Origin of the sequence: Draconibacterium mangrovi, assembly GCF_010586825.1 — a bacterium.
Taxonomy (GTDB): Bacteria; Bacteroidota; Bacteroidia; order Bacteroidales; family Prolixibacteraceae; genus Draconibacterium; species Draconibacterium mangrovi.
The window spans coordinates 1,688,280-1,713,469 of the sequence record NZ_JAAAGB010000001.1 but is presented as its reverse complement, the minus strand read 5'-3'; the positions used below and the strand labels follow the sequence as shown (position 1 = coordinate 1,713,469).

The following is a 25,190-nucleotide window of genomic DNA, read 5'->3' as shown; positions in this document are numbered from 1 at the left end:
TTTCTTTGCATATTTGTACCATACCAGTACCTACCAGTGTAAAATTTGAATCTGAAGCAACAAATATTTTACTGAGAGCGTATGTATGTATTAATGAAAAGGCGTCTGTTGTATAAAGAACCTTATTTGAAATTCGGTTGCAATGCACCAACTTTATTACAAAAAGCAAGTTCTCTTTTGTAACGCCGGCGTATTTATCCATTAGAAAACAAACAGTTTTTATAATATGAAATCATTATTTTCTTTCATAACCATTTTAGTTCTTTTCTCGGCCTGTGTTGAAACAAGTAGCGAAACACGAAGTGTACAAACACTGCAAAAAGACTGGAAATTTATTAATCAGGAAGTTGCCGATGCGCAGCTGCCACAAACCGATGCAGCCAATTGGGAAACCGTTGAGGTTCCACACGATTGGGCTATTAAAGGACCTTTTGATAAAGAAATTGATGCACAGGAAGTTCGCGTTACTCAGGATATGGAAAAAGAGGCTCGCCTGCGTACCGGACGCACCGGCGCACTGCCACACATTGGCATTGGCTGGTACCGCAAAACATTCGAACTTCCGGATTTTGGTCCCGGTAAAAAAGCACTGCTTGTTTTCGACGGTGCCATGAGCAATGCAGAAGTATACATCAATGGGAAGAAAGTTGGTAACCGCCCATACGGCTATAGCTATTTTTATTTTGATATCAACGACTATGTAAATCCCGGCGAAGAAAACCTGTTGGCTGTACGTCTTGAAAATAAAGAATCATCATCGCGCTGGTATCCCGGTGCAGGAATCTACCGCAAAGTGCAGCTTATTGTAAAAAACGAGGTGAATTTTAAACAGTGGGGAACATTTATTACCACGCCATTTGTTTCGGAGAAAGAAGCACAAGTAAACCTGAAAGCCGAAGTTAACGGAAGCAACATTAAAGTGGTTACCGAAATAATTGATGCCGAAGGAAACGTAGTGGCAACAAACACCACGGACGAAGTTTTTGGCACAAAAACAGAACAAAACATTGCCATTCCGAACCCAAAACTATGGGATACAGAAACGCCCTATTTGTACACCGCAAATATGAAATTGTATGAAGGCAACACACTAAAAGACGAACAAAACATTCGTTTTGGAGTGCGAAGTGTGGTTTACGAACGTGGTAAAGGTTTGGTGCTAAATGGCAAAGTTACCAAGTTTAAAGGTGTTTGTTTGCACCACGATTTGGGGCCGCTTGGCGCCGCAGTTAACAAAGCAGCATTAAAACGCCAGCTCACTATTTTAAAAGATATGGGTTGTAATGCCATCCGTTCGTCGCACAACATGCCATCGATGGAACAACTGGAACTTTGCGACGAAATGGGATTCCTTTTCCTGGCTGAAAGTTTTGACGAATGGGCAAGGCCAAAAGTTGAAAATGGCTACAACCTTTATTTTAACGATTGGGCCGAAAAAGATGTGGTCAATCTGGTTCGGGCAACACGCAACCACCCGTGTATTGTTATGTGGAGCTCGGGCAACGAAGTTCCCGACCAGTGGGGCAACGAAGGTGTAAAACTGGCAAAATGGCTGCAGGATATTTTTCACCGGGAAGACCCAACACGCCCGGTTACCGTAGGAATGGACCAAGTGGGCAACACCCTGAAAAACGGATTTGGTGCTATTATGGATATTCCCGGTCTCAATTACCGTTTGCATTTATATGATGAAGCCTACGAGCGTTTTCCTCAAGGCTTTATTCTGGGCTCGGAAACCGCGTCAACAGTAAGTTCACGCGGAATTTACAAGTTTCCTGTAATAGAGGGAAAGATGATGAGATACGATAATTTCCAAAGTTCATCATACGATCTGGAAGCTTGTTCATGGTCGAACATTCCTGACGAAGATTTTTACTGGCAGGATGATTTTGACTGGGTAATTGGCGAATTTGTCTGGACCGGGTTTGATTACCTCGGCGAACCTACTCCATACAACGAGGCGTGGCCATCGCGCAGTTCGTACTTTGGCATTTGCGATTTGGCAGGTTTACCAAAAGACCGCTACTACCTGTACCGCAGCCGCTGGAACACGGAAGACGAAACCGTACACATTCTTCCGCACTGGAACTGGGAAGGCCGCGAAGGAGAAACAACACCTGTTTTTGTGTACACCAATTACAACAGTGCCGAATTGTTTGTAAATGGCAAAAGTCAGGGCATTCAGAAGAAAAGCAAGGAGACATTGCTAAACCGGAACCGCCTGATGTGGATGGATGTAAAATACGAACCGGGAACTGTAAAAGTGGTTGCTTTCGACGATGATGGAAATGCCGTTGCCGAACAGGAAATTCACACCGCCGGATCGCCTCATCACCTGCAATTATCAGCCGATCGTGATCAGATATCTGCCGATGGAAATGACCTCAGTTACATTACCGTTTCAGTGGTTGACAAAGACGGCAACCTTTGCCCAACTGCCACTAATCAATTGAATTTTAAAGTTAGCGGTGCCGGAAAATACAAAGCCGTTTGTAACGGCGATGCCACATCACTAGAGCTGTTCCACCTGCCAACAATGAAAGCTTTTAGCGGTAAACTGGTAGTAACCGTTCAATCGCTTGAGGAAGCCGGAGAAATGCAATTGGAAGTAAGTGGCGAAGGACTTGAAACTGCAACAATTTCGATTCAAACAAAACAGATTTAATACGACTAACTAATTATGAGCAAACTAATCTTACCAGCTATTCTAAGCTTGCTGCTGCTGGCATGCCAGCCTAAAACTAAAACAACAGATAGTCAGCCTGCGCGGCCAAATATTATTTACATCCTGGCCGATGATTTGGGTTATGGCGACCTGAGTTGCTACGGGCAAACGCATTTTTCAACACCCAATATCGATAAGCTGGCCGCAAATGGCATGCTGTTTACCCAGCATTATTCGGGTTCAACGGTTTGTGCTCCGTCGCGCTCGACGTTAATGACCGGGCAACACACCGGCCACACTCCCGTTAGAGGCAACAAAGAATGGCAGCCCGAAGGCCAGTATCCAATGGCGGCCAGTGCTGTCACCGTGGCCGAAGCGCTAAAAGAAGCAGGTTATTCAACTGGTGCTTTTGGCAAGTGGGGATTGGGTTATCCCGGCTCGGAAGGCGATCCGAACATGCAGGGATTTGACGAGTTTTATGGCTACAACTGCCAGCGAATGGGACATAACTACTACCCTTATCACTTATGGCACAACCAGGAAAAAATTGTTCTTGAAGGCAATTCCGGTAAAAAAACGGAATCGTACGGACCGGAACTCATGCATAAAGAAGCGCTTCGTTTTATCGAAAACAACAAAAACCAACCGTTTTTTATGTATTATCCGTCCATAATTCCACATGCCGAATTGTTTGCACCTGAAGAGTATATTGCCAAATACCGTGGCAAACTTGAGCCCGAAAAAGCTTACAAAGGAGTTGATGATGGCCCCAACTACAAACAGGGTGGCTACGGTTCGCAGCAGGAAACGCATGCAGCATTTGCTGCCATGGTGGATTACCTTGATATGCAAGTTGGCGAAATCGTTGCCAAATTGAAAGAACTGGGGATTTACGACAACACTTTGATCATTTTTACATCTGATAACGGACCACATTTGGAAGGTGGAGCCGACCCTGATTATTTCAACTCAAATGGACCATTAAAAGGTTACAAACGCGATTTATACGAAGGCGGAATTCGGGTACCAATGATTGCAATGTGGAACGGAAAAATTAAAGCCGCCAGCACATCCAACCATATTTCTGCATTTTGGGATGTATTTCCTACCATCGCTGAAATTACCGGTATTTCTGCTCCCGACTCCATTGACGGAGTTTCATTTTTACCTACACTACTTGGCGAAGAACAAACGGCTCAGCACGATTATTTGTATTGGGAATTCCATGAATTGAAAGGCCGGCAGGCAGTTCGTAAAGGCGATTGGAAACTGGTGCGCTACAACGTTTTCACACCCGAAAAAACAACTACCGAACTATACAACCTGGCTACCGATGTGGGTGAGGAGAACAATGTTGCTGCTGATCATCCTGAATTGGTTGAGGAAATGATAACGCTAATCGAAAAATCACATACTAAATCTGATCTTTTTAAATTCGGAAATGAAGAATAAACGGAACATTATGAGCAACAAAATCACATTTCTGCTTCTAATTACGATTACATTGTTATCGTGTGAGCCCAAAAAACAAGAGGTTTCAAAACCCAATGTTCTTTTTATTCTGGTTGACGATTATGGCTACACCGATTGCAGCGTAATGGGCAGCAAATACTACGAAACACCTAACATCGACCGTATTGCCAACGAAGGAATGCTGTTTACCGACGGCTATGCAGCTTGTCAGGTATGCAGCCCGTCGCGAGCCAGCATCTTAAGCGGAAAATTCCCCGCCCGACATGGTATTACCGACTGGATTGGAGCAAAAACAGGCGAAGATTGGAGCAATACAGGCCGGGCCACAAAACTGCTTCCTCCGGAGTATGTTCATCATCTTGAGCACAGCTACACCACATTGCCCGAAGCTATGAAAGAGGCTGGTTATAAAACTTTTTTTGCCGGGAAATGGCATTTGGGCGAAAAAGGATCGTGGCCCGAAGATCATGGTTTTGACATCAACAAAGGCGGTTGGGATGTTGGTAGTCCGAAGGGCGGTTATTACGCTCCATGGGAAAACCCAAATCTGCCCAGTGGCCCCGATGGCGAAAACCTTACCATGCGCCTGGCAAAAGAAACGGTTAACTTTATTCAAAACCATAAAGACTCTGCTTTTTTCGCTTACCTGTCGTTTTATGCGGTACACGGCCCCATTCAAACCACACAGGAAAAATGGGCCAAATACCGCGATAAAGCCGAAGCAATGGGAATTGCCGAAACCGGATTTGAAATGGGTCATTTTCTGCCCATCCGCCAACATCAGGATAACCCCATTTATGCCGGGCTGGTGGAAAGCACCGACGACGCAGTTGGATACATTCTTGATGCCCTGGACGAATTAGGCCTGGCAGAAAATACCATTATCTGCTTTACCGGCGATAATGGCGGAGTGGAGGCCGGCGATGCTTTTGCCACCTCGAATAAACCATTGCGTGGCGGAAAAGGATATCAATACGAAGGAGGAATTCGCGAACCATTCTTTATAAAAGTTCCGGAATTGGGGAACGGGCAAACATGCAACACTCCTGTTACCGGAACCGATTTCTACCCAACAATTCTGGAACTTTGCGGTGCCGATTTAAAACCGGAAGAACACAATGACGGGGTAAGTCTTGTTCCGCTTTTAAAAGGCGAGTCGCTTGCCGAACGCCCCTTGATCTGGCATTACCCGCATTACGGTAACCAGGGTGGCGAACCATCATCAATTATCCGTTTAGGCGATTGGAAGCTTATTCATTATTACGAAGACGGTCGGGAAGCTTTATATAATTTGAAAAACGATTTAAGCGAAACAAATGACCTGGCAGCTGAAAATCCGGAGAAAGTGGAACAATTGAGCCAACAACTTTTTGCAATGCTGGAAGAAATGGGAGCTCGTTACCCAACACAAGATCCAACGTGGACAGCAGAGCGCGAAAAAGCACATCTTCAAAATGTCATCAACAAAAGATGGCCGGCGCTTGAAAAAGAACGGCTTTGGATGCTCTCAGAGGATTTCGATCCGGGTAATAACTGGTGGGGAAGTAAAATCACGATTGACTAAGCAAAATATAGTCATATTTTATATCTTTTACGTCTTAATAAAACAGTACATTCTTTTAATGTCTTATAAACAACAGACAAAACAGCACATAATTTAAACCACATAACCAATGGAAAGAAGAAATTTTATTCGAAACACAGTAGCGGGCAGCCTGGCATTTAGCGGTATTTCCGGAATTGCAAGTGCAGCAACGCCAGATTCAAAAGTGTCAAATTCCGCTAAATTTAAGTTGAAATATGCTCCCGGGCTTGGAACCTTCCGCGAGCATGTTGGACAAGACCCGATTGAGAACCTGAAATTTATTGCCGACCAGGGTTTTACTGCATTTTTTGACAATGGCCTGATGTGGAAACCAGCCGAAATGCAGGAAAAAATTGGTAACGAAGCAGCACGGCTTGGTCTCGATATCGGCCCGTTTATCGTTTATGCCGACCATGGTGCAAAATACGCGGTTACCGACGATCCTGAAGTAACTAAAATGCTGGTAGATAAAACAAAAGAAGCACTTGATGTACAAAAAAGAACAGGTGCAACAACAGGACTGATAACATTCGGTATTTACGACGAAAAAATGGATTGGGATTATCAAACCATTAATGTAATCAATAATATGCGCGCTTGTTGTGATGTTGCCGGAACAACCGGACTGGAGATGGTTATGGAACCACTTAACCACCAGGTTGACCATCCAAAATTATTCCTCACAAAAATGGCTCAGGCTAAAATGATATGCGTAGCCGTTAATCATCCAAGCTGTAAAATTGTCGACGACCTGTACCATCAGCAAATTACCGAGGGGAACCTCATTATGAACATGGATATTTGCTGGGATTATATTGGTGCATTTCATTGTGGCGACAACCCCGGACGTAAAGAACCCGGAACCGGTGAAATTAACTTTGTCAATATCTTCAAACATATGCACGACAAAGGCTACAATGGTACAATTTGCGCCGAGCATGGTAAAAGTATTTCCGGAAAAGAAGGCGAAATAGCATTTATTGAAGCCTACCGGAAAGCTGATTCTTTTGAAGTTTAAGAGTTAAAAAAGTAGATAATTGAAAAAGGTGGTTTGTTAACAAACCACCTTTTTTCATTTATGTTTAATCTAAGAGGAGGGTAGGCAGTTTACGGCAACACTACCGAAGAACCGCCAAATATTTTGTATTGGTTAGTATGTCCTTCTCCTATCGTTTTGCAAAGATCGTTCGACATTCGATAAACGCAGCTTCAAATCGTAAAAATTAAGCTCCATATTGTAAAAAGCATATACCTATACCAATAATTTGTACTTTTATAGCACAACTTAATTCGCAAATGATTCAAACTATTGCTCTATTGTCTCCCGTTTACGTTACCTTATTTTGGGGCATAATATTTTTAGTTCAAAAAAAATCGGACAATGCCCCACGGTGGACACTTGGCCTGTTTTTAATTATTGCATGCTTTTTATATATCTCTCATGCCATATTTTTTTCGAGATTGTATCACCTTTATGCCTTTTTCGAAAGTATTTATTTATACACCGGACTGTCGCTCTACCCTCTTTTTTACACTTATATTTTAAAACTAACAACCCATAGCTTTAAAACACCCCGTCATTTATATCATTTTATACCCGGGGTTCTTTTTGGAGTAGTTTCGCTGGTAATAACCTTTATACTTTCGCCCGAACAACGTATATACTATGTAAAGGAAGTTCTCATCGAAACAAACCTGAAAGCAATAAATTTTAACACTTTACCCGGAATAAAAGGATACATCTTTCTGCTCAGCCGAATTGTTTTTATTCTTCAAACAATAGCTTATCTGATGCTGGTAATTCGACTCTCCAACCAACATAATAAAACCATTAACCACTATTTCTCGAATACCGAAGGCAAAAAAATGAACTGGGTACGTAACCTGAGTATCCTTGCTTTTGCCGTATCGGTTGCAGCTATAGCTTTTGCGCTTTTAGGAAGGAGTTATTTTATACATCATAACCTTTCGCTTCTTATTCCTTCAGTTTTTTTCACCACAATATTTTTTCTCATCGGTTACAAAGGAAATATGCAGCGCGAAATCTTTGAAATGTTATACGAACAAGAGGAAAACAATGCAGATGAGGAGATTCCGGAACCCCCTGAAGATGATTTAAAAACACGCCTTTTAAAACTATTCGAACACGACAAAATCTACCAGGTTAACGACCTGAGGATAAGCACGGTTTGCGAATCGCTGCTTACCAACCGCACCTACATTTCGAAATTGATAAACGACGAATTTGAAATGAATTTTAACGAGTTTGTAAACAAATACCGTGTTGCAGAGGCCAAACAGCTATTACTTTCACGCGAAAACAACAAGTTTACGATGGAGTATATTGCCCAGCAAGCCGGCTTTGGTTCCGTTGCTTCATTTTCGCGGGTGTTTAAAGAAATTGAAGGATTAACTCCGGGGAAATACCGCGAAAAAAATTCTTCAAAAATGACTTAAATCAGACCGGGATTACGTCACTCATATCGTAAGGCTTCGACCCCGACGATTCTGCCGGGATTTCGTCACTCATACCTGAGCGCCTCAACAGGATTTCGACTGGCTGCGCGATACGATTGAAAACTTACCGTAAACAAGGCAACCGCTAATGCCAGAACTCCGGCCACCACAAAAATCCACCAACTCAATGTGGTTTTATAGGCAAAATTCTCCAACCATTTATCCATGGCAAACCATGCCGCCGGACAGGCAATAACAAAGGCCAGCGCCACCCATTTAATGTAATCTTTATTAAGCAGTGTCAGAATTTCGGAAACGCGCGCGCCATTTACTTTTCGCACACCAATTTCTTTGGTACGGTTTTGTGTAATAATCAGTGCCAGGCCAAACAAGCCCATGGAGCAAATAAACAAGGCAATAAGCGTAAAAACCGATAACAAGCGAGCCTGTAGCAACTCGGCTTTGTACACGCGTTTATACATGGCATTAACGTGCTCGTACTGAAACGGATATTCGGGAAACAGATCATTCCACACCTTTCCCATATCGGCAAGCGCTTCATCTTTCATTCCGGGTTTAAACGACACCACAAAGTTTAAAAGCCATAATTTATCGCGTTTAAAAAGTACCAGCGGCTCTACCTGTTTTCGTAAACTCGACAAATGAAAGTCTTCAACCACACCGATAATTTTACCTTTAGGGATGGTAATTCCCGATCCCGGAGATGAAAAAATAAGTTTGAATTCTTTGCCAACAATCTCCTCCGGATTCGAATAATGCAGACGTCCCATCGCCGCTTTATTGATAATGTATTCACCCGAACCTTCATTGTCTTTGTTGTTTTCCGAAAAATTGGTGCCGGCCAAAAACTGCAGGTTGAATATCGATGCAAACGAATAATCGCAGGGGAAAACACCAATGCCATCAGAATTCTGCCCGGGATCTTCCGATTCGTAACCTTCCATTTCAAACGGAAACATATCGTTTGCTTCGCCACCCGGAGGTTCCATCATGGCAGAAACCGACTCGATACTATTGTATTGCAGCAATTCCTCTTTAAGCACGCCAAACTTTTGCTGAATGCTGGCGTGTACCGATTCAAAACAAATCACATTGTCTTGCTGAACGCCCATACTGTTTTTTAGCGCGTAGTTCGTTTGCCGCGAAATAACAATTACGGTAATGATTAAAGCAATGGAAAAAGCATATTGAAAGACAATCAGAACACGGCTGACACCATTTCGGTGAACCGCCACAGCAGATCCTCTGTTTCCGCCCAGGCGAATAGAAGAGAAAACCGATTTCAGAACCGGAAGCATTCCAAATACCAGCGTTAATAAACTAAATGCCAAAACCAACAAAATGATTGTGGTAGAATTCCCGGCCAGCAAATTCAGTTGATAAAAACGAATGATTCCGGCATTGACCGGCACCGACAGTAAAACGGTAAAAAACAAGGCGGCCGCAAGAATACAAATCCCCTCGAAAAAGAAATACTTAACCACCGCACTTTTTGAGGAGCCCAACAGCTTGTTTATAAACAGGTATTTTGCACTGAAACCGCTCATCCCAATATTCAGGTTGGCGTAATTACTAATTGAAATTAGCAGCAAAATAAAAGCGGCAATGGCCAGCACATAAACGTTTCTGATGTTACTGTTTTCTTCGATCTCGCGGAGTTTATGCGAGTTTAAATGAATATCGGAAATCTTTTGTAAATGCACTTCGGTATCCATTTCCTCCGGATTGGTCTCGTTATTGTTTTTCAGGTAATCGGATATTCCTGCCCTAACCTTTTCAAGCGTAGTATTTTCGTTTAAAACCAGGTAGGTCCAGGCCCAGCCGTAGGTAAACTGATCAGTGAGTGGTGTGGCCACAAAATCGGGATGAAAGTGACTGTTTGCCGGAAAATCTGCCATTACTCCTGCAATGGTAAAATCCTGATCCTCGCCGTAATATTGCCCGGCCGGTAAAGTAAGCACCTCTCCCACCGGGTTCTTTTCTCCAAATACTTTTTGGGCAAAACTTTGGGTGACCACCATCGATGCCGGATTTTCAAGCACCGATTGTTTATTGCCAATCAACATTTTTGCATCAAAAACATTAAAAAAAGTGCTGTCGCACTCAAAAGCCTGCGCCACTTTGTAGTACCGCTGATCGTATTTCATTAAACCACCACGCACCGGACGTAAACGGACGAATTCCTCCACCTCCGGAAGCGCATCACTCATTTCGTGAATGTACCCGGGATTGATGATGCGGGCAAAATGTTTCCCACTAAAAAAATCAGGATCCGTGGTTGTATAGCGGTAGATCTGAGCTGATTTCTGATGAAACGAATCGTAAGTCAACTCATTTTTCAGAAACAGTGCGATAAATATTATCCCGGTTAAGGCCAGACCAAGTCCGATTACTTTTACCAGGTTTAAAAACGGATGCTTTTGCAGGTTTCTTAATACAACTTTCAGTACCATTTATCCTTTATTAAGCTGTCATTTCGAGTGAAGCATGAACGAGAAATCTGTTACTTATCTGCTATGCAGCTACAGATTTCCCGCTGCGTTCTAAATGTCATTTTTGTGAAATTTGCTTTGCTATTCGTCTTCTTTCAAATAACCATCTTTTAAACGGACAATACGGTTTCCGTATTTTGCATTTTCTTCCGAGTGCGTCACCTGGATAATGGTCATTCCCTCATCGTTCAGTTTTTTCAGAAGTTCCATAATCATTTGTCCCTGCTCGCTGTGCAGGTTTCCGGTTGGCTCGTCGGCCAGTAAAAGTTTCGGGCTACCCACAATGGCTCGTGCAATAGCTACCAGTTGTTGCTGACCACCCGACAACTGACTTGGGAACAGATCCTTTTTGGCCACAATGTTAAAGCGGTCGAGCATTTCGGCAACCATAGCTTTGCGTTCTTTGCCTTTCACCCCGCGATACACCAACGGTGTTTCGATGTTTTCATACACATTCATTTCCTCAATCAGGTGAAAAGCCTGGAAAATAAAACCAATGTGACTACGATGGTACTGCACCTTTTGTTTTTCTTTTAACTGGTTGGCCGGCTGATCGAGGAACAAATATTCGCCTTTGTTGGGTTCGTCCAGAAAACCAACAATATTCAGTAAGGTTGATTTACCGGCGCCACTGGGCCCCATTATTGAAACAAATTCACCTTGATTAATATCAAGGTTTACTCCTTTTAATACAAAAGTTCGCTGAAACTTTGCGTCGTAGTATTTGTCGATGTTTTTTAGTTGTATCATAAAAATTGCTTATTAATTGTCTGAATCCTGATAATCAGGATTTAAAGATTTTCAGGATTAATGTTTTTTATACAGTCGTTTGGTTTGCAAGCTGGTAGAACCAAAATTCATGAGCAAACCAGTTTCTAAATCGTATGCTGTTAAGTAATTTAAACCTTGAGCGAGATGCACATCCTCAAGACTAATTATTGCTTTTAATTCAACCATAACTTTCTCTTCAATTATAAAATCTGCTCTACGCTTACCAACTTCGTACCCTTCGTAATAAATGGGCATTTCTTGTTCACGCTGATACGCGATTCCTGCATTGTCTAATTCAATGGCGAGGCATCTTTGATAAATTACCTCTTGGAATCCATTCCCCAGAGTGTTGTGCACCTTCATTGCGCAACCAATAATTTTGTATGTCAAATCATCATCTATCATCTCTTTTTCAAATCGTGTTTATCCTTAAATCCTGCACATCCTGATTCAGACATTACTCATACTTCAAACTTTCCACCGCACTCGAATGTGCTGTTTTTAGTGTTTGATAACTAACGGTTAACGATGCGATTGACACCAGCACCACAATGGGTAAAGCAAAAAACCACCAATTCATTTCTGTTCTGAATGCATAAGATTTCAGCCACTCATTCATTATAAAAAAGGCTAACGGAATACCTAAAATTGCCGAATACAATGTTAGATAGATAAACTCACTGGAAAGGTTATAAAACAAACTCGGTGTTGAGGCTCCCAAAGCTTTTCGGACGCCCATTTCCTTTTTGCGAATTAATCCGGCAAACAGCGCCAGTGCCCATAACCCCAAACAGGCGATAAAAATGGCCATCAGTGCAAACAAACCAAAAATGGTAGCGAATTTCCGATCAAGTGAATATTGCGCTTCATAAAACTGATCGGAAAAGAAATAATCAAAAGTTGATTCGGGGAAAAACTGATTCCAGATTTCGTTTACCTTACCCGAAGCAGAAGCAACATCAGCCCCCGATATTTTCAGGGATAAATATTTAGGTCGCAGCCACCCGATGCTGTTGTACATGATCATCATTATCGGGGTGTACGATTTATTCAGCGACTGCTGATGGTAATTTTCAACCACACCAATTACCTGGTAAGGTTCTGTTTCTCCTTCAATTAAAACCTTCTGATCAATGGCATCAGCGTTATTCGCAAAACCCAGCTGTTTCACCGTTTCTTCGTTCAGAATAACCTTTTTTATATCGTTGGTAAAAGTTTCGTCAAAACCTCTTCCTTCCAGAATATTCATTTCGTAAGTATCAATAAAATCGTAGTCAACTGTTTGCATTTCGTACAGGCGGTTTTGTTTGGCGGCATCTTCATACAAACGATTTGATGCAAAAAAGGCCACTTCCATTCCCGGCACTGCATTTGAAATCGCCACATTTTTTACATCAGGCAAATCTTTTAACTGGCGCTTGAAACTCATCACTTTCTCCATTAAATTAGGAGTTTGTGCAGGGAATTTCACCACCAAAGTTTTATCGATATTTATTCCCAGCGGCTGATTCTGCATATATTTTAGCTGCGCATAAACCACCAGAGTTCCGCAAATTAAAACCAGCGACGCCACAAACTGAAAAACCACCAATCCTTTTCGTACCATACCTGCCCGTTGCGAATTCAGGTATTTTCCTTTCAATATAACTGCAGGTTTTACATTCGAAAGCACAAGCGATGGATACAGCCCGGAAAGAACGATACCCGTTACAAGAAATAGTGTGATTAACACCCAAAAGCGCGGCATGTATAAAATTGAAAAACCAATGTTTTTGCCGATAAACGAGTTAAATGAGGGAATAAGAAGCAGGAACAGCCCAATTGAAACAGCCAGGGCAATAACATTTACCAGGGTTGATTCGATTAGAAACTGAATGATCAGTTGCTTTTTCTGTGCCCCCGACACCTTTCTCACACCTACCTCGCGTGCACGCTCCAACGACCGTGAGGTGGTAAGATTTATATAGTTGATCCAGGCGATAAGAAGAATTGCCAGTGCAATCAGAACCAGGGCTTTTACCGCTTTTTCGTTTCCTTTGGCTTCGCGTTCGTACTGCTTTTGCGGAGTCAGATGGATATCAGCCAACGGTTGTAGTTCAATGGCCCAGGTTTTATTTTTTAGTGCATCGGCTGTTTTGTATTTTTCCGACATAGCCGGAAAAGCTTTCTCAATGCTTGCGGGCGAAATACCGGGTTCCAGCTGAACATACGAATAGGTTTCGTGCAGGTACCAGAAGTTTTTAATCCAGTCGGGTTGTGTATCCCACGACACAAAATAATCGAAATTAAAATGGCTGTTAGCCGGAATATCTTCCAGCACGCCGCTTACTTCGCATTCATAAGCCTGGTTTAGCGTTCTGAACTTTAAAACTTTACCCAGCGGATTTTCATTCTTAAAAAACTTATGGGCTGCCAGTTGCGAGATCACAACTTTATTCGGACTGTTTAAGGCAGTTGACACATCTCCATCAATCAGTTTAAACGAGAAAATGGAAAAGAAAGAAGGTTCGGTAACAACAACCGAATTTTCGCGCGATTTCTCCTCTTCGTAACTCACCATTTGTTCGGTGCTGTTAATGGCAATTCGCACATAATCCTGAATACCGGGAATGTTTTCTTTCATGGCACTCGCGTAACCAAACGATGCTGTTGCCCAATCGTCGGTGAGCGTTTCGCCTTCGTAGAAATTACTTTCAACACGATATATACGATCTGCATTTTCATGCATCGAGTCGTAGCTGCGCTCAAAACTTACATAGTTAAAAATGAGCAGAGCCACCACCATACCAATTACCAAACCGGTGATATTTATAAAAGTGAAAAGCTTGTTTTTCAACAAGCTACGAAGTGCAACTTTCAGGTAATTTCTAAACATATTATTAATAAAATTTTTATTCGTATCTGAGTGCCTCAACCGGATTTAACAACGATGCTTTTAATGCCTGGTATCCACTCGACACTAAAGTTACAAAAACGGAAATTCCCAACACAAGCAGCAAATCAAAAACTGTAAACTGATATTTAAAATGCCCCGGTGTTACGTTCTTCAGGAAGTTGGCCAATGGATACACAATAATATTTGCCGCAACAACCAAAATAATAAACTGCCGGGTAATAAGCGGCAATATTTGTGCAGCTTGCGCACCCTGGACCTTTCGAATTCCAATTTCCTTTATACGTCGCTGCGAGGCAAAAACAACCAGCCCAAATAATCCCATTGCCGCAATTAACACCGCCATTATGGTAAAAAAAGCAAATGTGTTTTTGGCACTCGTCCAAATTTCCAGTGCCAGCCGGTAAGTTCCTACATCGTACCCATTCACTTCAAAAAGAATATTCGGGAATGCCTCGTTTAATACCGAGTTAATATGCTCAAGGCTACTTGTCATTGTATTTGGATTCACCTTAAAAGTGAGATCGTTATTACTTGCAAAACCTTCATTACGATACAACAGTACATACGGAATTATTGGATTATGTACATCTTCAATATTGAAATCTTTTATAACACCGATTACTGTAAAGTGTCCATCAATCATTTCAAGCCATTTCCCGATCGGGTTGTCCCAGCCAAATTGTTTTACCGCCGTTTCGTTTATCAAACACGTTTTGGTTTCGGCTGAATAGTCGGTAGAAAAGTTACGCCCATCCACCAATGTCATACTCATTGTATTCAGGTAATTTTCGTCAGCCTGGTTCCATCGTGCATAAGCATGATCGTCGGTCGGACCACCTTCGTAATGAACACGTGTTCCCCAATTTGAATGCAGTGGCGAATTAATCGAAATAGTCATGTTCTCGATTCCGGGATTTTCAAGTATCCGCTCCCGAACCTGCTGATATGAAACCGTGCTATTGACACTTGGTAATTTACAATGCAACAGGTTATCTTTTGTGTAGCCAAGATCTTTGTTTTTCAGAAATGTAACCTGCTTGTACATCCAGATACTTGAGGTTAAGAGCACCACAGAAAGTATAAACTGAAGATAGACCATGGCGGTTAATCCACGCACTTTCCCTTTGTTGAATGAACCTCTGCCTTTTAAAACATTTACAGGCTTTAAATGCGATATAAACAGGGCGGGATAGCTTCCTCCGATAAAACCTGTTACAACAACCGTTGCCAGAAGAAACAACACAAAAAGAGGATTTTGCAGCAACTGAAGTTCGATATTCCGGTTTACTACATTATTAAACAAGGGCAGTAAAAGATAAGCCAGGAACACTGCAAATGCCAGCGAGATAAGTGCAATTAACACCGCCTCGGTAAGAAACTGCACCCGTAGAATGTTTCGGTTGCTGCCCGACACTTTGCGAATACCAATTTCAACTGCGCGCATGGTAGAAAACGACGTGGTTAGATTCATAAAACTCACACAGGCCAGCAAAAGGGTTAAAATACCAATGAAAGAGAAAAAGTAAATAATAGAGCCCCGGTCGTCGCGTACACGTTCTTTCAGGTGTAAATTGCTTAAGGGTTGAAGAAAGCTGACCCGTTTCGATTCCTTATCGTAACGTCGTATCACATCCGCTATTTTCTCATTCACCGTACCGGCCAGAGCACCGGGTTTTAGCAACACAAAAATCTCGAACGAACTATTGTCCCAGTTATCATTGTATCTTTTTACCAGGTCGGTATTCGACCGAAAATACGTGGCTACAATCGACGATTGTTCAGGAATATCCTGCATAATTCCGGTAACACGGAGCTCCTGTTTTTTCTCATCAAAAATTATTTTCCCCATCGCATCCTGTCCGGGAAAATATCTTTCGGCCATCGATTCACTAAGTACGATAGAATTGGGATCGTCGAGCACATCTTCTTTATTTCCCCGAATTAATTTAAACGAGAAAAAACCGAAAATTTCAGATGGCGCAAGCAGTCCGGTTTGCTCCTTAAAAACACGCTCCTCATCGGGCGACAAATACTCGTTCCAAATTTCGTTGGTGGCAATGGCATTCTCAACTTCAGGGACATTATCGCGAATGAATTTTGCCATGGGAACAACGGATTGACCGGTTTCATCCATCCTGTCCGTCATTTTATACGATTGAACGCGATAAATTCGGTCGAAATTTTCGTTGAACTTATCGTAGTCCATTTCATACTGAACATAGCGGGCAACCAAAATAAAAGCAGCCAGCCCCACCGCAAGGCACAAAATCTGGATAGCAGAAAGTGTTTTCCGTCTTCTGATATTCCGCCAGGCTATTAAAATAAAATGTTTAATCATGGTCTTTGTTTTTCGTTTTCAGCTTACTATTTTTTCACCCCTAAATCCCCTAAAGGGGACTTTAAATCTGTATTTCCATTTTCTTTTTTAATAACTAACATCTCTCGCGCTTTTGCTGGTTCTCTCTCTTTAGGGAATCGGAGGGTGCAAAAGCCCAGTTACTACTCATATCTTAAGCTCTCATCCCGATACGCTTCGCTATCGAGGATTTCGTCACTCATATCTGAGTGACTCAACCGGATTACGCGTTGCAGCCCGCCAGCTATGCCAGGTTACGGTTATCAATGCAAAAACCAGTGCCAGCACTCCGGCCAGAGCAAAAATCCACCAACTCATGTTGGTTTTGTAGGCAAAATTTTCAAGCCACTTACTCATGGCATAAAAAGCGAGTGGAGTTGCAATAACAAATGCAATCAGCACCCATTTTACAAAACTCTGGTTAAGCAATCCCAATATTTCCGAAACCGTTGCACCGTTCACTTTCCGGATACCGATTTCTTTGGTTCGTTGCTGCGAAATAAACAAGGCCAAGGCGCTGATTCCAATAATACTGATGAGTATTCCGATGGTTGAGAATGCAAAAAGGATGCGACTTAAAATAGTTTCGGCTTTATATTGCTGAGCAATTTTTTCATCCATAAAAAAGTAATCGAGTTCCTGGTTCGGGTAGTATTCATCCCAGGTTCTTTTAATTACCTCCATTCCGGCATGCACATTGTTAATTTTTACATGGGTAAAACGTGCCCGGTTCCCTCCTTCATCCAACCAAAAAACAAAATCGCCAATACTTTCGTGGGCCGAACTGTAATTAAAATCTTCCGCAACACCAATGTAATTAATGCGAGTTTCTCCCGGTTGCAACGGCTGTGCATTTGAATAAGCCAGAAGATTTTCCATACCACCATGACGTTCCATCAATCGCTGGTACAAATGATTATTAATTACCATTCCCCGCACCGTATCGGCATCCGGTTTTATCCAGTTATGAATGAGCTTAATATTCATGGTTTTGAGGTAGTCGTAGTTGGCAAAAACAAATTCAGCTGTGCCTTCAATCCCCAATCCTTCGAGCCCAAAACCCTGTGCCGGATAACCGAAATGTTGTTGCGTAAAACCTACCGATTCTATTGCGCTTTGTTTTTTCAGCTCGCGGGCAAAAACAGACGGGTCTTTCGAAAAATCTTTAACTGTTATAACTACCACATTTTCTTTATCGAATCCGAGAGGTTTATTCAACACAAAACTGATCTGTTTATTTACCAAAAAAGTTCCCGAAATGAGGATAATCACAATTGTTATCTGCACCACAAGCAAGGATTTCAGCACATAACTGCCCGAAAAGTTGTTTCGCCCCGCCAGAATATCAATGGCCGAACTGCGCGCCAGTAAAAATGCTGCTACAAAAAAGGCAGTGAGCAACAAACAGGTAAACAAAACGCCAATGATGGTGAGATATACAACCGGCTCCGAGAAATCGATATCGAATTCAATCTCGAATAAACGGTTAATTACAGGCTTTAAACCTTCAATTGTTAACAACGAAATGCCAATTGCCAATGCACAAACCAAAATCACCTCCATCAGAACTTGCTGAACCAGCTGTGATTTTGTTGCTCCTATCGATTTTTTCAGGCCAAGTTCTTTTGATCGTTTAATTAATTTAGCGATGGAAAGATTGGTGAAATTCAACAACGAGATTGTCAGGATTACAAACGAAATAAGGATAAACAAACCAATATTTATCTTGCTTGAACTTTCGCGCAGCTCGAAACGGTAATCCGATTTTAAGTGAATATCGTCCATCGGGAATAAGGCAAAACCATATTCCTGCGGACCAGGTGTTGTCTTCAGGCTGCTGTTATCATAAAAGGCAGTTACTTTATCCGCTACAAGTTTTGGATCTGCATCTTTCTGAAGTTTGAAATAGTTGTAGGTCCACTGTATTTTTCGGTCGGGCAACGAAGCAAAACGGTCCTGTAAACCACCTTTTTGAGAGATCAGCAGTTCGTATCTGAAATGAGTTTTCGGATGGGTATTTTTTACCACTCCCCGAATCTCGTAATCGCCCAAATCTCTTGTATATTGCAGCGCTTCAATTGTTATGCTTTGACCTACGGGATTTAAATTTCCGTAATATTTCCGGGCAAAATCCTCCGTAATAAAAACGGTATTGGGTTTCGAAATCTCAGCTAAATTTCCCACCACCGGCTCCACTTCAAACAATTCCATAAACGCCTCATCAACGGACATAATGTTCCTTTGCGCAATAGAAGTTTCGCCCATTTTAATGCTACCTTCATCGCAATGCGTAAACTGTGTAGCCAGCTCTACTTCGGGAATTTCCTCAGACGCTGCATAAACAATTCCCATACTACGAGCCCACGCCGTATTTTCGAGCCCCCCTGGAACTGAAGTTACGCGGTAAATATTCTCGTGACCGGCAAAATGTTTATCAAAACTTTTTTCGTTTGATACGTGAATGAATAAAACCAGGAAAGACGAAATACCGATCACCAATCCAGAGATGTTGATCAGCGAAAAAGCCTTGTCTTTAAAAAGGCGGCGTATCGTAATTTTCAGGTTATACATTTACTGGTATTTTAGTAGTGGCATTTTGCCGGTTATTTTGTTTATCCTTTTAATAACCAACTCCGTGCCCGAATTACTAATGTCTGTTTTTTAGATACTTAACAAAAGTACGAATTTTATTGTGTAAATTTTTTTGACAAAAACTGTATAATTTCTTACCACTTTAAATTCCAACGATGAAGCCGAAATAGTTGTAGAAATCAGATCATTACTACCACAAGCTCCTTTTGGAATACATAAATTCGATTAATTTTATATCCTTAAATCAAACTCAGTAAAAATCTTTACGATGAAAACTTTAACCGCTACCATCCTTTTATTTTCTGTTATGATCTTGTCAGCACACGGGCAAGAGACAAGCTTTCAGGATTCGCAATGGAAAAACAAAAAAGTAGCTTTTCTTGGCGATTCGATGACTCAAAAATGGGAACGAGATAACACGCCACGCACCGTTTACTGGGAATATCTGACCAAGATGATGGGCATTGAACCGTATGTGTATGGAATTAGTGGACATCAATGGACAGGTATATACGGACAGGCACTGAAACTCAGAGAAGAACACGGAACAGATGTAGATGCTATCCTGATTTTTGCGGGAACTAACGATTACAACCACAATACTCCGATGGGGAGTTTTTACACCGAAACAGCCAAAGAGACTAATTTCAACGGGACAATGGTTACCCGAAAATACCGGACACTGAACGAAGACGACTTTACTTTTTGTGGCCGGATTAACAAAGTAATGGCCTTTTTAAAAACCAATTATCCCGATCAGCAGATTATTATTATGACACCGATTCACAGAGGTTTTTCAACGTTTAGTGAAACCAATGTTCAGCCTGAAGAAAGCTTTTCCAACGATCTTGGTTTTTACATCGATGATTATGTAGTTACCTTAAAACAAGCAGCTTCAGTTTGGGCTGTCCCACTTATCGACTTGTATTCCATGAGCGGACTTTACCCAATGGCAGATTCGAATGTAAAGTATTTTATGGACGACAAAACCGACCGTTTACATCCGAATTCTTTGGGAAATTACCGTGTGGCCAAAACAATCCAATATCAGTTAATAAGTCTTCCGGCAACGTTTGTTAAATAGCTACTAATCTTCATAACTAATGTTAACATTGCCTCCTGAAGCGTGTGCATAAACCGGAATTCCTCCCCCGTTCATTTTACCTTTTACGCGGTCTTTTTCCGAAGTACCATTAAAGTTATGAAGATCGATATTTACTTTGCCTGAGCGCAAATCAAGATCGAGGCCCAAATTTTCGCCGCCATGAATAACAGCAGAAACACCACCACCGCTTGATTGCAGATACAACTCATCGCTTAGATTGCGAATATTAACACGAACCGAACCACCGCTTGATTTGGCTGTTACCGAACTGGCTTCTCCGCTTACACTTACACCACCTCCGCTACTCGATGCATCTGCGGAACCATGGATATCCTCCAAGGTAACACCACCTCCGGAACTACGTGCATAAACACTTCCATGAGCTCCCTCAACGGAAACGCCACCACCACTCGAACTTAAGCGGATGTCCCCATCATGATTTATGGCTTGGACACCACCGCCCGATGAACTTGCTTTTGTTGTTCCACCGGTATTTTCCAGTTTTACTCCGCCGCCGCTGCTTGAGAAATCGTGTGTTCCTTTCACTCCCGAAATTTTCAGGCCACCGCCGCTTGACGATACATCGCACGACATTTCTTCGGGCACGATAATGGTGAGTGAAATGCCTACATTATTTCTCCAGAAATTCAACTGTCCCTTGCGTTTAACCACAGCAGTAATCATAGATCCGCTTTTTGAGAAATCGATAACGAAGTCATCTAAAACCTCATCCAGCGATTTGTCGTTTGGCGATAATACACTACCGTTTTTTCGAACATAGGCCTGGATAATAACTTTTGGCTGATCGTGTGTTTGCACGGTTACGCCACCTCCCGACGATGAAGCATTAAGCTGCCCCGGCTGGTTTAAATCGAAGGTTTTTATGATTGTTGGTTCGCCGTCCTTTGCAAATCCATTCCACGAGAATGCGACCATGAACATCACAATCAACGTATACAATTTGAAGTTCTTCAGAGTTTTCATAATGCGCTTGATTTAATTGTTTATCTGATTATTAGTTATAAGACGACAAACTTTTGGAATAGTTACTATTATTTTTCGTGGTACATCTAAATCACTTAAAAGGAACTTTTTGTGTACACCAATTTAGGACAAGACAATGATAACTCCCATAAACCCCTTAGTGTTTAGCATGTAAAAACACTATTCATTACTCAAAACTTCTACCCCGATGCTACAGTCGGGATTTTCGTGCTTCTCACAACTCGTAACGTAATGTTTCAACTGTATTTATAGCAGCTTTCTGTTTTAATGAATTCATTTTTTAAGGTGTACGCGCATGAGATAACTGTCAGCCGTCACATACAAAGCCGAGTAGTCGTCATTAAATGCGCAGTTTGCCGTCTCTTTCCCTGTTTCTATTTTTCCCAGTATTTTTCCGTCAGCAGAGAAAATAAAAATGCCGCCTGGCCCTGTAGCAAATACAGTTCCATTTCTGTGAACTTTCATTCCATCGGGAAGTCCATTATCCTCTAAAACCAGGTTTGTTGCATCAAAAAAAACTTTTGCGTTCTCAATACTTCCATCCTCTTTCACATCGTAAACCATCCAAATTGCCCTCTTCGGATCTGAATTGGCCAAATACAGTTTTGTTCCATCAGGCGAAAAAGCAATTCCATTTGGCCGGGTCAATGCTTTTGTGAGCAATTGAATTTCGCCCGATTTTGAAAGTTTGTAAACCCCCTGAAAATCCAGTTCTTTTGTGGGATCATCCACATTTTTTTCAAGCCCGTATGGAGGATCGGTAAAATACAATTCACCGGTTTTACTAAAAACGGCATCGTTAGGGCTATTTAGTTTCTTTGCCTGATAATTGTCAGCCAAGGTTTCAAATTTTGGCACCGGATCACTCAAGGGTGCTAACATTTTAGCAATCCTGCGATCGCCGTGCTGGCAGAGAACCAGACGCCCATCCGAAGCCAAAAGCAAGGCATTGGAACCAAGCTCTCCCCCTCTAGCTTGTTCCCCGGTATATCCCGATGGTTTAAGATACAACTGCAGTCCATCGGATTCACTCCATTCATAAATTGAATTGTCAGGAATATCTGAAAAAATAAGTTTGTTCTCAATACTCAGCCAAAGTGGTCCCTCTGACCATCCAAAGCCATCGGCCAGAATTTCGATGCCTGCAGAAACATCGATCAATTCGTCCATGCGTGGATCATCCACAATGATTTTTCCAGTGGTTTGATAATTTTGAGCGAAAGCCGGAAATGCCAAAAATAATGATAAAACGAGGTAACTAAATTGATGCATTTTGTTCTCTTTTGAGTTTGACTAATACCTATAAAGGTATGAATAACCTTCGAAATTTGTATTGTAACTTTCTTTAGCTCCTTTAGGGATTTGGGGTAAAATAAAACTATTCGTACCGTAAGGCATCAACAGGATTACGTGTTGCAGCCCGCCAACTCTGCCAGCTAACAGTTAGCAATGCAATTCCAAGAGCCAGTAAACCAGCCAGCGCAAATATCCACCAGCTGAGCGTGGTTTTGTAGGCGAAGTTTTCGAGCCATTTATTCATGGCGTAATACGCAACCGGTGTGGCAATTATAAAAGCCACTAAAATCCATTTCACAAAATCCTTATTCAGCATCGAAAGGATTTCGAACACCTTTGCGCCGTTTACTTTTCGGATGCCGATTTCCTTAATTCTTACCAGTGCTGCGAAATAGGATAAGCCTAAAAGTCCCAGAACTGAAATCAGTACCGATAAGAATGTCAGAATCCTAATGATGTTACTAAAACGTATTTCGGCATCGTAGGCCGATCGTATTTTTTCGTCCATAAATTCATATTCGAATACGGTGTTGGGCAAATATTTTGAAGCTGTTTCGCGTAATAAATTTACCGCCTCCGCAGGATTTCCGTTAAAACGAACGACAGAAAAAGCAATCTGATCGGGATTTAAAAAAGCAACAAAAGGTGTGATTTCCGACTGCATCGATTGATAATGGAAATCGTCCATAATTCCACAAATCCGGTATTCGCTTCCGCCCAGTTCAATCTTGTCGGAAAACGGGTTTTCGATATTTCGTTCATCAATAAAAGTCTGGTTAACCACACAATACCCGGCAGCCGATTCAGGGAAACCCGAACCTTCTTTAAATTTTAGCTCCAGTGTTTCGAAAATATCGCGATCAACATTTACGTAATCGATCACTTTAATTTCTTTATTTCCAAGGCTATCTGTGTTTACAAATCCGAAAATCGATCTCCGGCTTGAAAGCGGCGGAGCGCTGGTACCGGCCACTTTTACTATGGATGGATGACGTAATAATTCATCTTTAAACGCCTGATGAGACTTTACATCTTCCGGGGCCACTTTTATGCTGACTAAAGATTCCTTGTTAAATCCGAGCTCACTTTTTTGCATAAATCCCAATTGTTTTTGCACGATAACAGAACAGGAAATCAATGCAATAAAAGCCACCAACTGAAAGGTCAGTAACGAATTAAAAACCACTTTCCCGATTTTTCCTTTGCTGAATTTATTTTTTAAAATATCGAGTGGTTTTTGACTTCCGTTGATAACCTGGTTAATGAGAGCGGCCAAAAAGATGATGCTAAAAATGACTCCCAAGCCCGTAAAAATAACGACTGTAAGATCCAGATTCGAAGAAAACGATCCTTCGAAGAAGTTCTTGAAATAAGGCTTTGAAAGCGAGAACAATCCGATCGTGAGTATAAAAGACAAAACCGTGTAAATCACAATGGAAATAATGTTTTTTGCCAGAAAATCGGCTGGCCGCGCACCCGAAATTTTTTCGATACCAAGCGAACGCACTTGTTGCGTACTCTCAACCGTGGAAAGCAACACATAATTCACAATAGAAATTAGCAATATCAGAATGCCTAGTGCTGAAAATATGCGTACCCTTTTTTGAATATTTTTTCCCATATGAATTTCAGTGAGTGAAGTTGCAACAAGCGTTGGAGCATTTTCAAGTTTTGCCTGCTCAACGTATTCTTCCGTAAGTTTTGCTATAAAATCATCAGGATTAACGCCCTGTGCCAGCTGAATAAAACTTCGGCATTTAAAATCCCAGTCTGCCTCGTACCCGGGATTCCCCGACTCTTTCATAAATTGCGGTAAACCGGCGATCCAGTGAAAATTAACGTTCGAATTATCTGCCGGATTTTTTACTACACCCGTAATATTAAACTCATAAAGGTGATCTTCCAGACTAATATTTACGGTTTTCCCAACCGCATCAAGACCGCCAAAATGTTTGTTTGCCACATCCTCAGAAATAATAAGCGGATTGGAAAAAGTAAAGCTGTTCCGGGCATTTCCGGCAATAAAATCGAAGGCAAAAAAGCTAAAGAAGTCTTCGTTTACAAAAGCCATATTTGTTTTATCCGATTTTATAATCCGGGTTGGTTCCTTAATAAATATCGAATTTTCGCGGCTTTCGAACGAAACATTCTGAACAACCTCCGTGTAACGTTCATGCAAGGTTTTGGTTAACGGATAAGGCAAACTAAATGCAAAATAGTTATCGCCAAACTGATCGCGGGCATCCAGCATATATTTGTTGTTTGCATTCTCCTGAAAATGGTCGAAACTGGTTTCGTGCAACACATAATAACCCGTAACCATAAAAACCCATAAACCAATTACAAATCCTGAAGTTTTTAATAGCGTAACAAACTTGTTGCGCGTTAAATTCCGCCATCCGAGTTTAAAAAAGTATTGTAACATTTTTAGTATTTAATTTTTAGCAGAGCTTCCTCCAAATAAAGATACGAGAAT

General features: G+C 41.7%; 15 protein-coding genes. 6 read left to right on the top strand and 9 right to left on the bottom strand.

What is annotated here, in order from left to right; genetic code table 11:
• The first annotated feature begins 226 nt into the window (after positions 1 to 226).
• From galB to G4420_RS06920, 5 genes are all read left to right on the top strand, one after another.
• On the top strand, positions 227 to 2,665 hold the full coding sequence (gene galB, locus G4420_RS06940; RefSeq protein WP_163322807.1) for a beta-galactosidase GalB: 2,439 nt from the start codon (positions 227 to 229) through the stop codon (positions 2,663 to 2,665).
• A 15-nt stretch (positions 2,666 to 2,680) separates the two neighbouring features.
• The gene (locus tag G4420_RS06935) at positions 2,681 to 4,117 is read left to right on the top strand and encodes an arylsulfatase (RefSeq protein WP_163322806.1); all 1,437 of its coding nucleotides are present in this window, start codon (positions 2,681 to 2,683) and stop codon (positions 4,115 to 4,117) included.
• 10 nt (positions 4,118 to 4,127) lie between these two features.
• Positions 4,128 to 5,702, top strand: a complete 1,575-nt coding sequence (locus G4420_RS06930; protein WP_204273612.1) for a sulfatase — start codon at positions 4,128 to 4,130, stop codon at positions 5,700 to 5,702.
• 109 nt (positions 5,703 to 5,811) lie between these two features.
• Complete coding sequence (locus G4420_RS06925) at positions 5,812 to 6,741, top strand: hydroxypyruvate isomerase family protein (protein ID WP_163322804.1); 930 nt, start codon at positions 5,812 to 5,814, stop codon at positions 6,739 to 6,741.
• A gap of 443 nt (positions 6,742 to 7,184) precedes the next feature.
• Positions 7,185 to 8,180 carry a helix-turn-helix domain-containing protein gene (locus tag G4420_RS06920; RefSeq protein ID WP_163322803.1) on the top strand — a complete coding sequence of 332 codons (996 nt, stop codon included), beginning with the start codon at positions 7,185 to 7,187 and terminating at the stop codon, positions 8,178 to 8,180.
• 65 nt (positions 8,181 to 8,245) lie between these two features.
• Here the strand turns inward: G4420_RS06920 and G4420_RS06915 are convergent, their stop codons facing one another.
• From G4420_RS06915 to G4420_RS06890, 6 genes are all read right to left on the bottom strand, one after another.
• Entirely contained in the window at positions 8,246 to 10,654 is a 2,409-nt protein-coding gene (locus G4420_RS06915; protein WP_163322802.1) for an ABC transporter permease, read from the bottom strand.
• Positions 10,655 to 10,774: 120 nt separating this feature from the next.
• Positions 10,775 to 11,443, bottom strand: a complete 669-nt coding sequence (locus G4420_RS06910; protein ID WP_163322801.1) for an ABC transporter ATP-binding protein — start codon at positions 11,441 to 11,443, stop codon at positions 10,775 to 10,777.
• A 57-nt stretch (positions 11,444 to 11,500) separates the two neighbouring features.
• On the bottom strand, positions 11,501 to 11,869 hold the full coding sequence (locus G4420_RS06905; RefSeq protein ID WP_163322800.1) for a GxxExxY protein: 369 nt from the start codon (positions 11,867 to 11,869) through the stop codon (positions 11,501 to 11,503).
• 52 nt (positions 11,870 to 11,921) lie between these two features.
• Positions 11,922 to 14,339 carry an ABC transporter permease gene (locus G4420_RS06900; RefSeq protein ID WP_163322799.1) on the bottom strand — a complete coding sequence of 806 codons (2,418 nt, stop codon included), beginning with the start codon at positions 14,337 to 14,339 and terminating at the stop codon, positions 11,922 to 11,924.
• Between the two features lie 16 nt (positions 14,340 to 14,355).
• Positions 14,356 to 16,698, bottom strand: coding sequence for an ABC transporter permease (locus G4420_RS06895; RefSeq protein WP_163322798.1), 2,343 nt, complete (start codon positions 16,696 to 16,698; stop codon positions 14,356 to 14,358).
• A 213-nt stretch (positions 16,699 to 16,911) separates the two neighbouring features.
• Positions 16,912 to 19,287 carry an ABC transporter permease gene (locus G4420_RS06890; protein ID WP_163322797.1) on the bottom strand — a complete coding sequence of 792 codons (2,376 nt, stop codon included), beginning with the start codon at positions 19,285 to 19,287 and terminating at the stop codon, positions 16,912 to 16,914.
• A 289-nt stretch (positions 19,288 to 19,576) separates the two neighbouring features.
• Here G4420_RS06890 and G4420_RS06885 point away from each other — a divergent pair, with 289 nt between their 5' ends.
• Positions 19,577 to 20,392 (top strand): SGNH/GDSL hydrolase family protein, encoded by an 816-nt coding sequence (locus G4420_RS06885; RefSeq protein ID WP_163322796.1) that lies wholly within the window; start codon positions 19,577 to 19,579, stop codon positions 20,390 to 20,392.
• Between the two features lie 3 nt (positions 20,393 to 20,395).
• Here the strand turns inward: G4420_RS06885 and G4420_RS06880 are convergent, their stop codons facing one another.
• The 3 genes from G4420_RS06880 to G4420_RS06870 all read right to left on the bottom strand — a co-directional run bounded on the left by G4420_RS06880 (position 20,396) and on the right by G4420_RS06870 (position 25,139).
• Entirely contained in the window at positions 20,396 to 21,397 is a 1,002-nt protein-coding gene (locus G4420_RS06880; RefSeq protein ID WP_163322795.1) for a DUF4097 family beta strand repeat-containing protein, read from the bottom strand.
• A gap of 294 nt (positions 21,398 to 21,691) precedes the next feature.
• A complete protein-coding gene (locus G4420_RS06875; RefSeq protein WP_163322794.1) occupies positions 21,692 to 22,690 on the bottom strand; it encodes an SMP-30/gluconolactonase/LRE family protein in 999 nt (332 codons plus the stop codon).
• Positions 22,691 to 22,796: 106 nt separating this feature from the next.
• Positions 22,797 to 25,139 carry an ABC transporter permease gene (locus G4420_RS06870; RefSeq protein WP_163322793.1) on the bottom strand — a complete coding sequence of 781 codons (2,343 nt, stop codon included), beginning with the start codon at positions 25,137 to 25,139 and terminating at the stop codon, positions 22,797 to 22,799.
• Positions 25,140 to 25,190 lie beyond the last annotated feature (51 nt).

Excerpts from the sequence above, each read along its gene's own strand:
- galB (WP_163322807.1), top strand. The coding sequence starts at position 227 with ATGAAATCATTATTTTCTTTCATAACCATTTTAGTTCTTTTCTCGGCC.
- G4420_RS06935 (WP_163322806.1), top strand. The coding sequence starts at position 2,681 with ATGAGCAAACTAATCTTACCAGCTATTCTAAGCTTGCTGCTGCTGGCA.
- G4420_RS06910 (WP_163322801.1), bottom strand. The coding sequence starts at position 11,443 with ATGATACAACTAAAAAACATCGACAAATACTACGACGCAAAGTTTCAG.
- G4420_RS06880 (WP_163322795.1), bottom strand. The coding sequence starts at position 21,397 with ATGAAAACTCTGAAGAACTTCAAATTGTATACGTTGATTGTGATGTTC.
- G4420_RS06915 (WP_163322802.1), bottom strand. The coding sequence starts at position 10,654 with ATGGTACTGAAAGTTGTATTAAGAAACCTGCAAAAGCATCCGTTTTTA.
- G4420_RS06890 (WP_163322797.1), bottom strand. The coding sequence starts at position 19,287 with ATGTATAACCTGAAAATTACGATACGCCGCCTTTTTAAAGACAAGGCT.
- G4420_RS06895 (WP_163322798.1), bottom strand. The coding sequence starts at position 16,698 with ATGATTAAACATTTTATTTTAATAGCCTGGCGGAATATCAGAAGACGG.
- G4420_RS06900 (WP_163322799.1), bottom strand. The coding sequence starts at position 14,339 with ATGTTTAGAAATTACCTGAAAGTTGCACTTCGTAGCTTGTTGAAAAAC.
- G4420_RS06905 (WP_163322800.1), bottom strand. The coding sequence starts at position 11,869 with ATGATAGATGATGATTTGACATACAAAATTATTGGTTGCGCAATGAAG.
- G4420_RS06870 (WP_163322793.1), bottom strand. The coding sequence starts at position 25,139 with ATGTTACAATACTTTTTTAAACTCGGATGGCGGAATTTAACGCGCAAC.
- G4420_RS06885 (WP_163322796.1), top strand. The coding sequence starts at position 19,577 with ATGAAAACTTTAACCGCTACCATCCTTTTATTTTCTGTTATGATCTTG.
- G4420_RS06930 (WP_204273612.1), top strand. The coding sequence starts at position 4,128 with ATGAGCAACAAAATCACATTTCTGCTTCTAATTACGATTACATTGTTA.
- G4420_RS06875 (WP_163322794.1), bottom strand. The coding sequence starts at position 22,690 with ATGCATCAATTTAGTTACCTCGTTTTATCATTATTTTTGGCATTTCCG.
- G4420_RS06925 (WP_163322804.1), top strand. The coding sequence starts at position 5,812 with ATGGAAAGAAGAAATTTTATTCGAAACACAGTAGCGGGCAGCCTGGCA.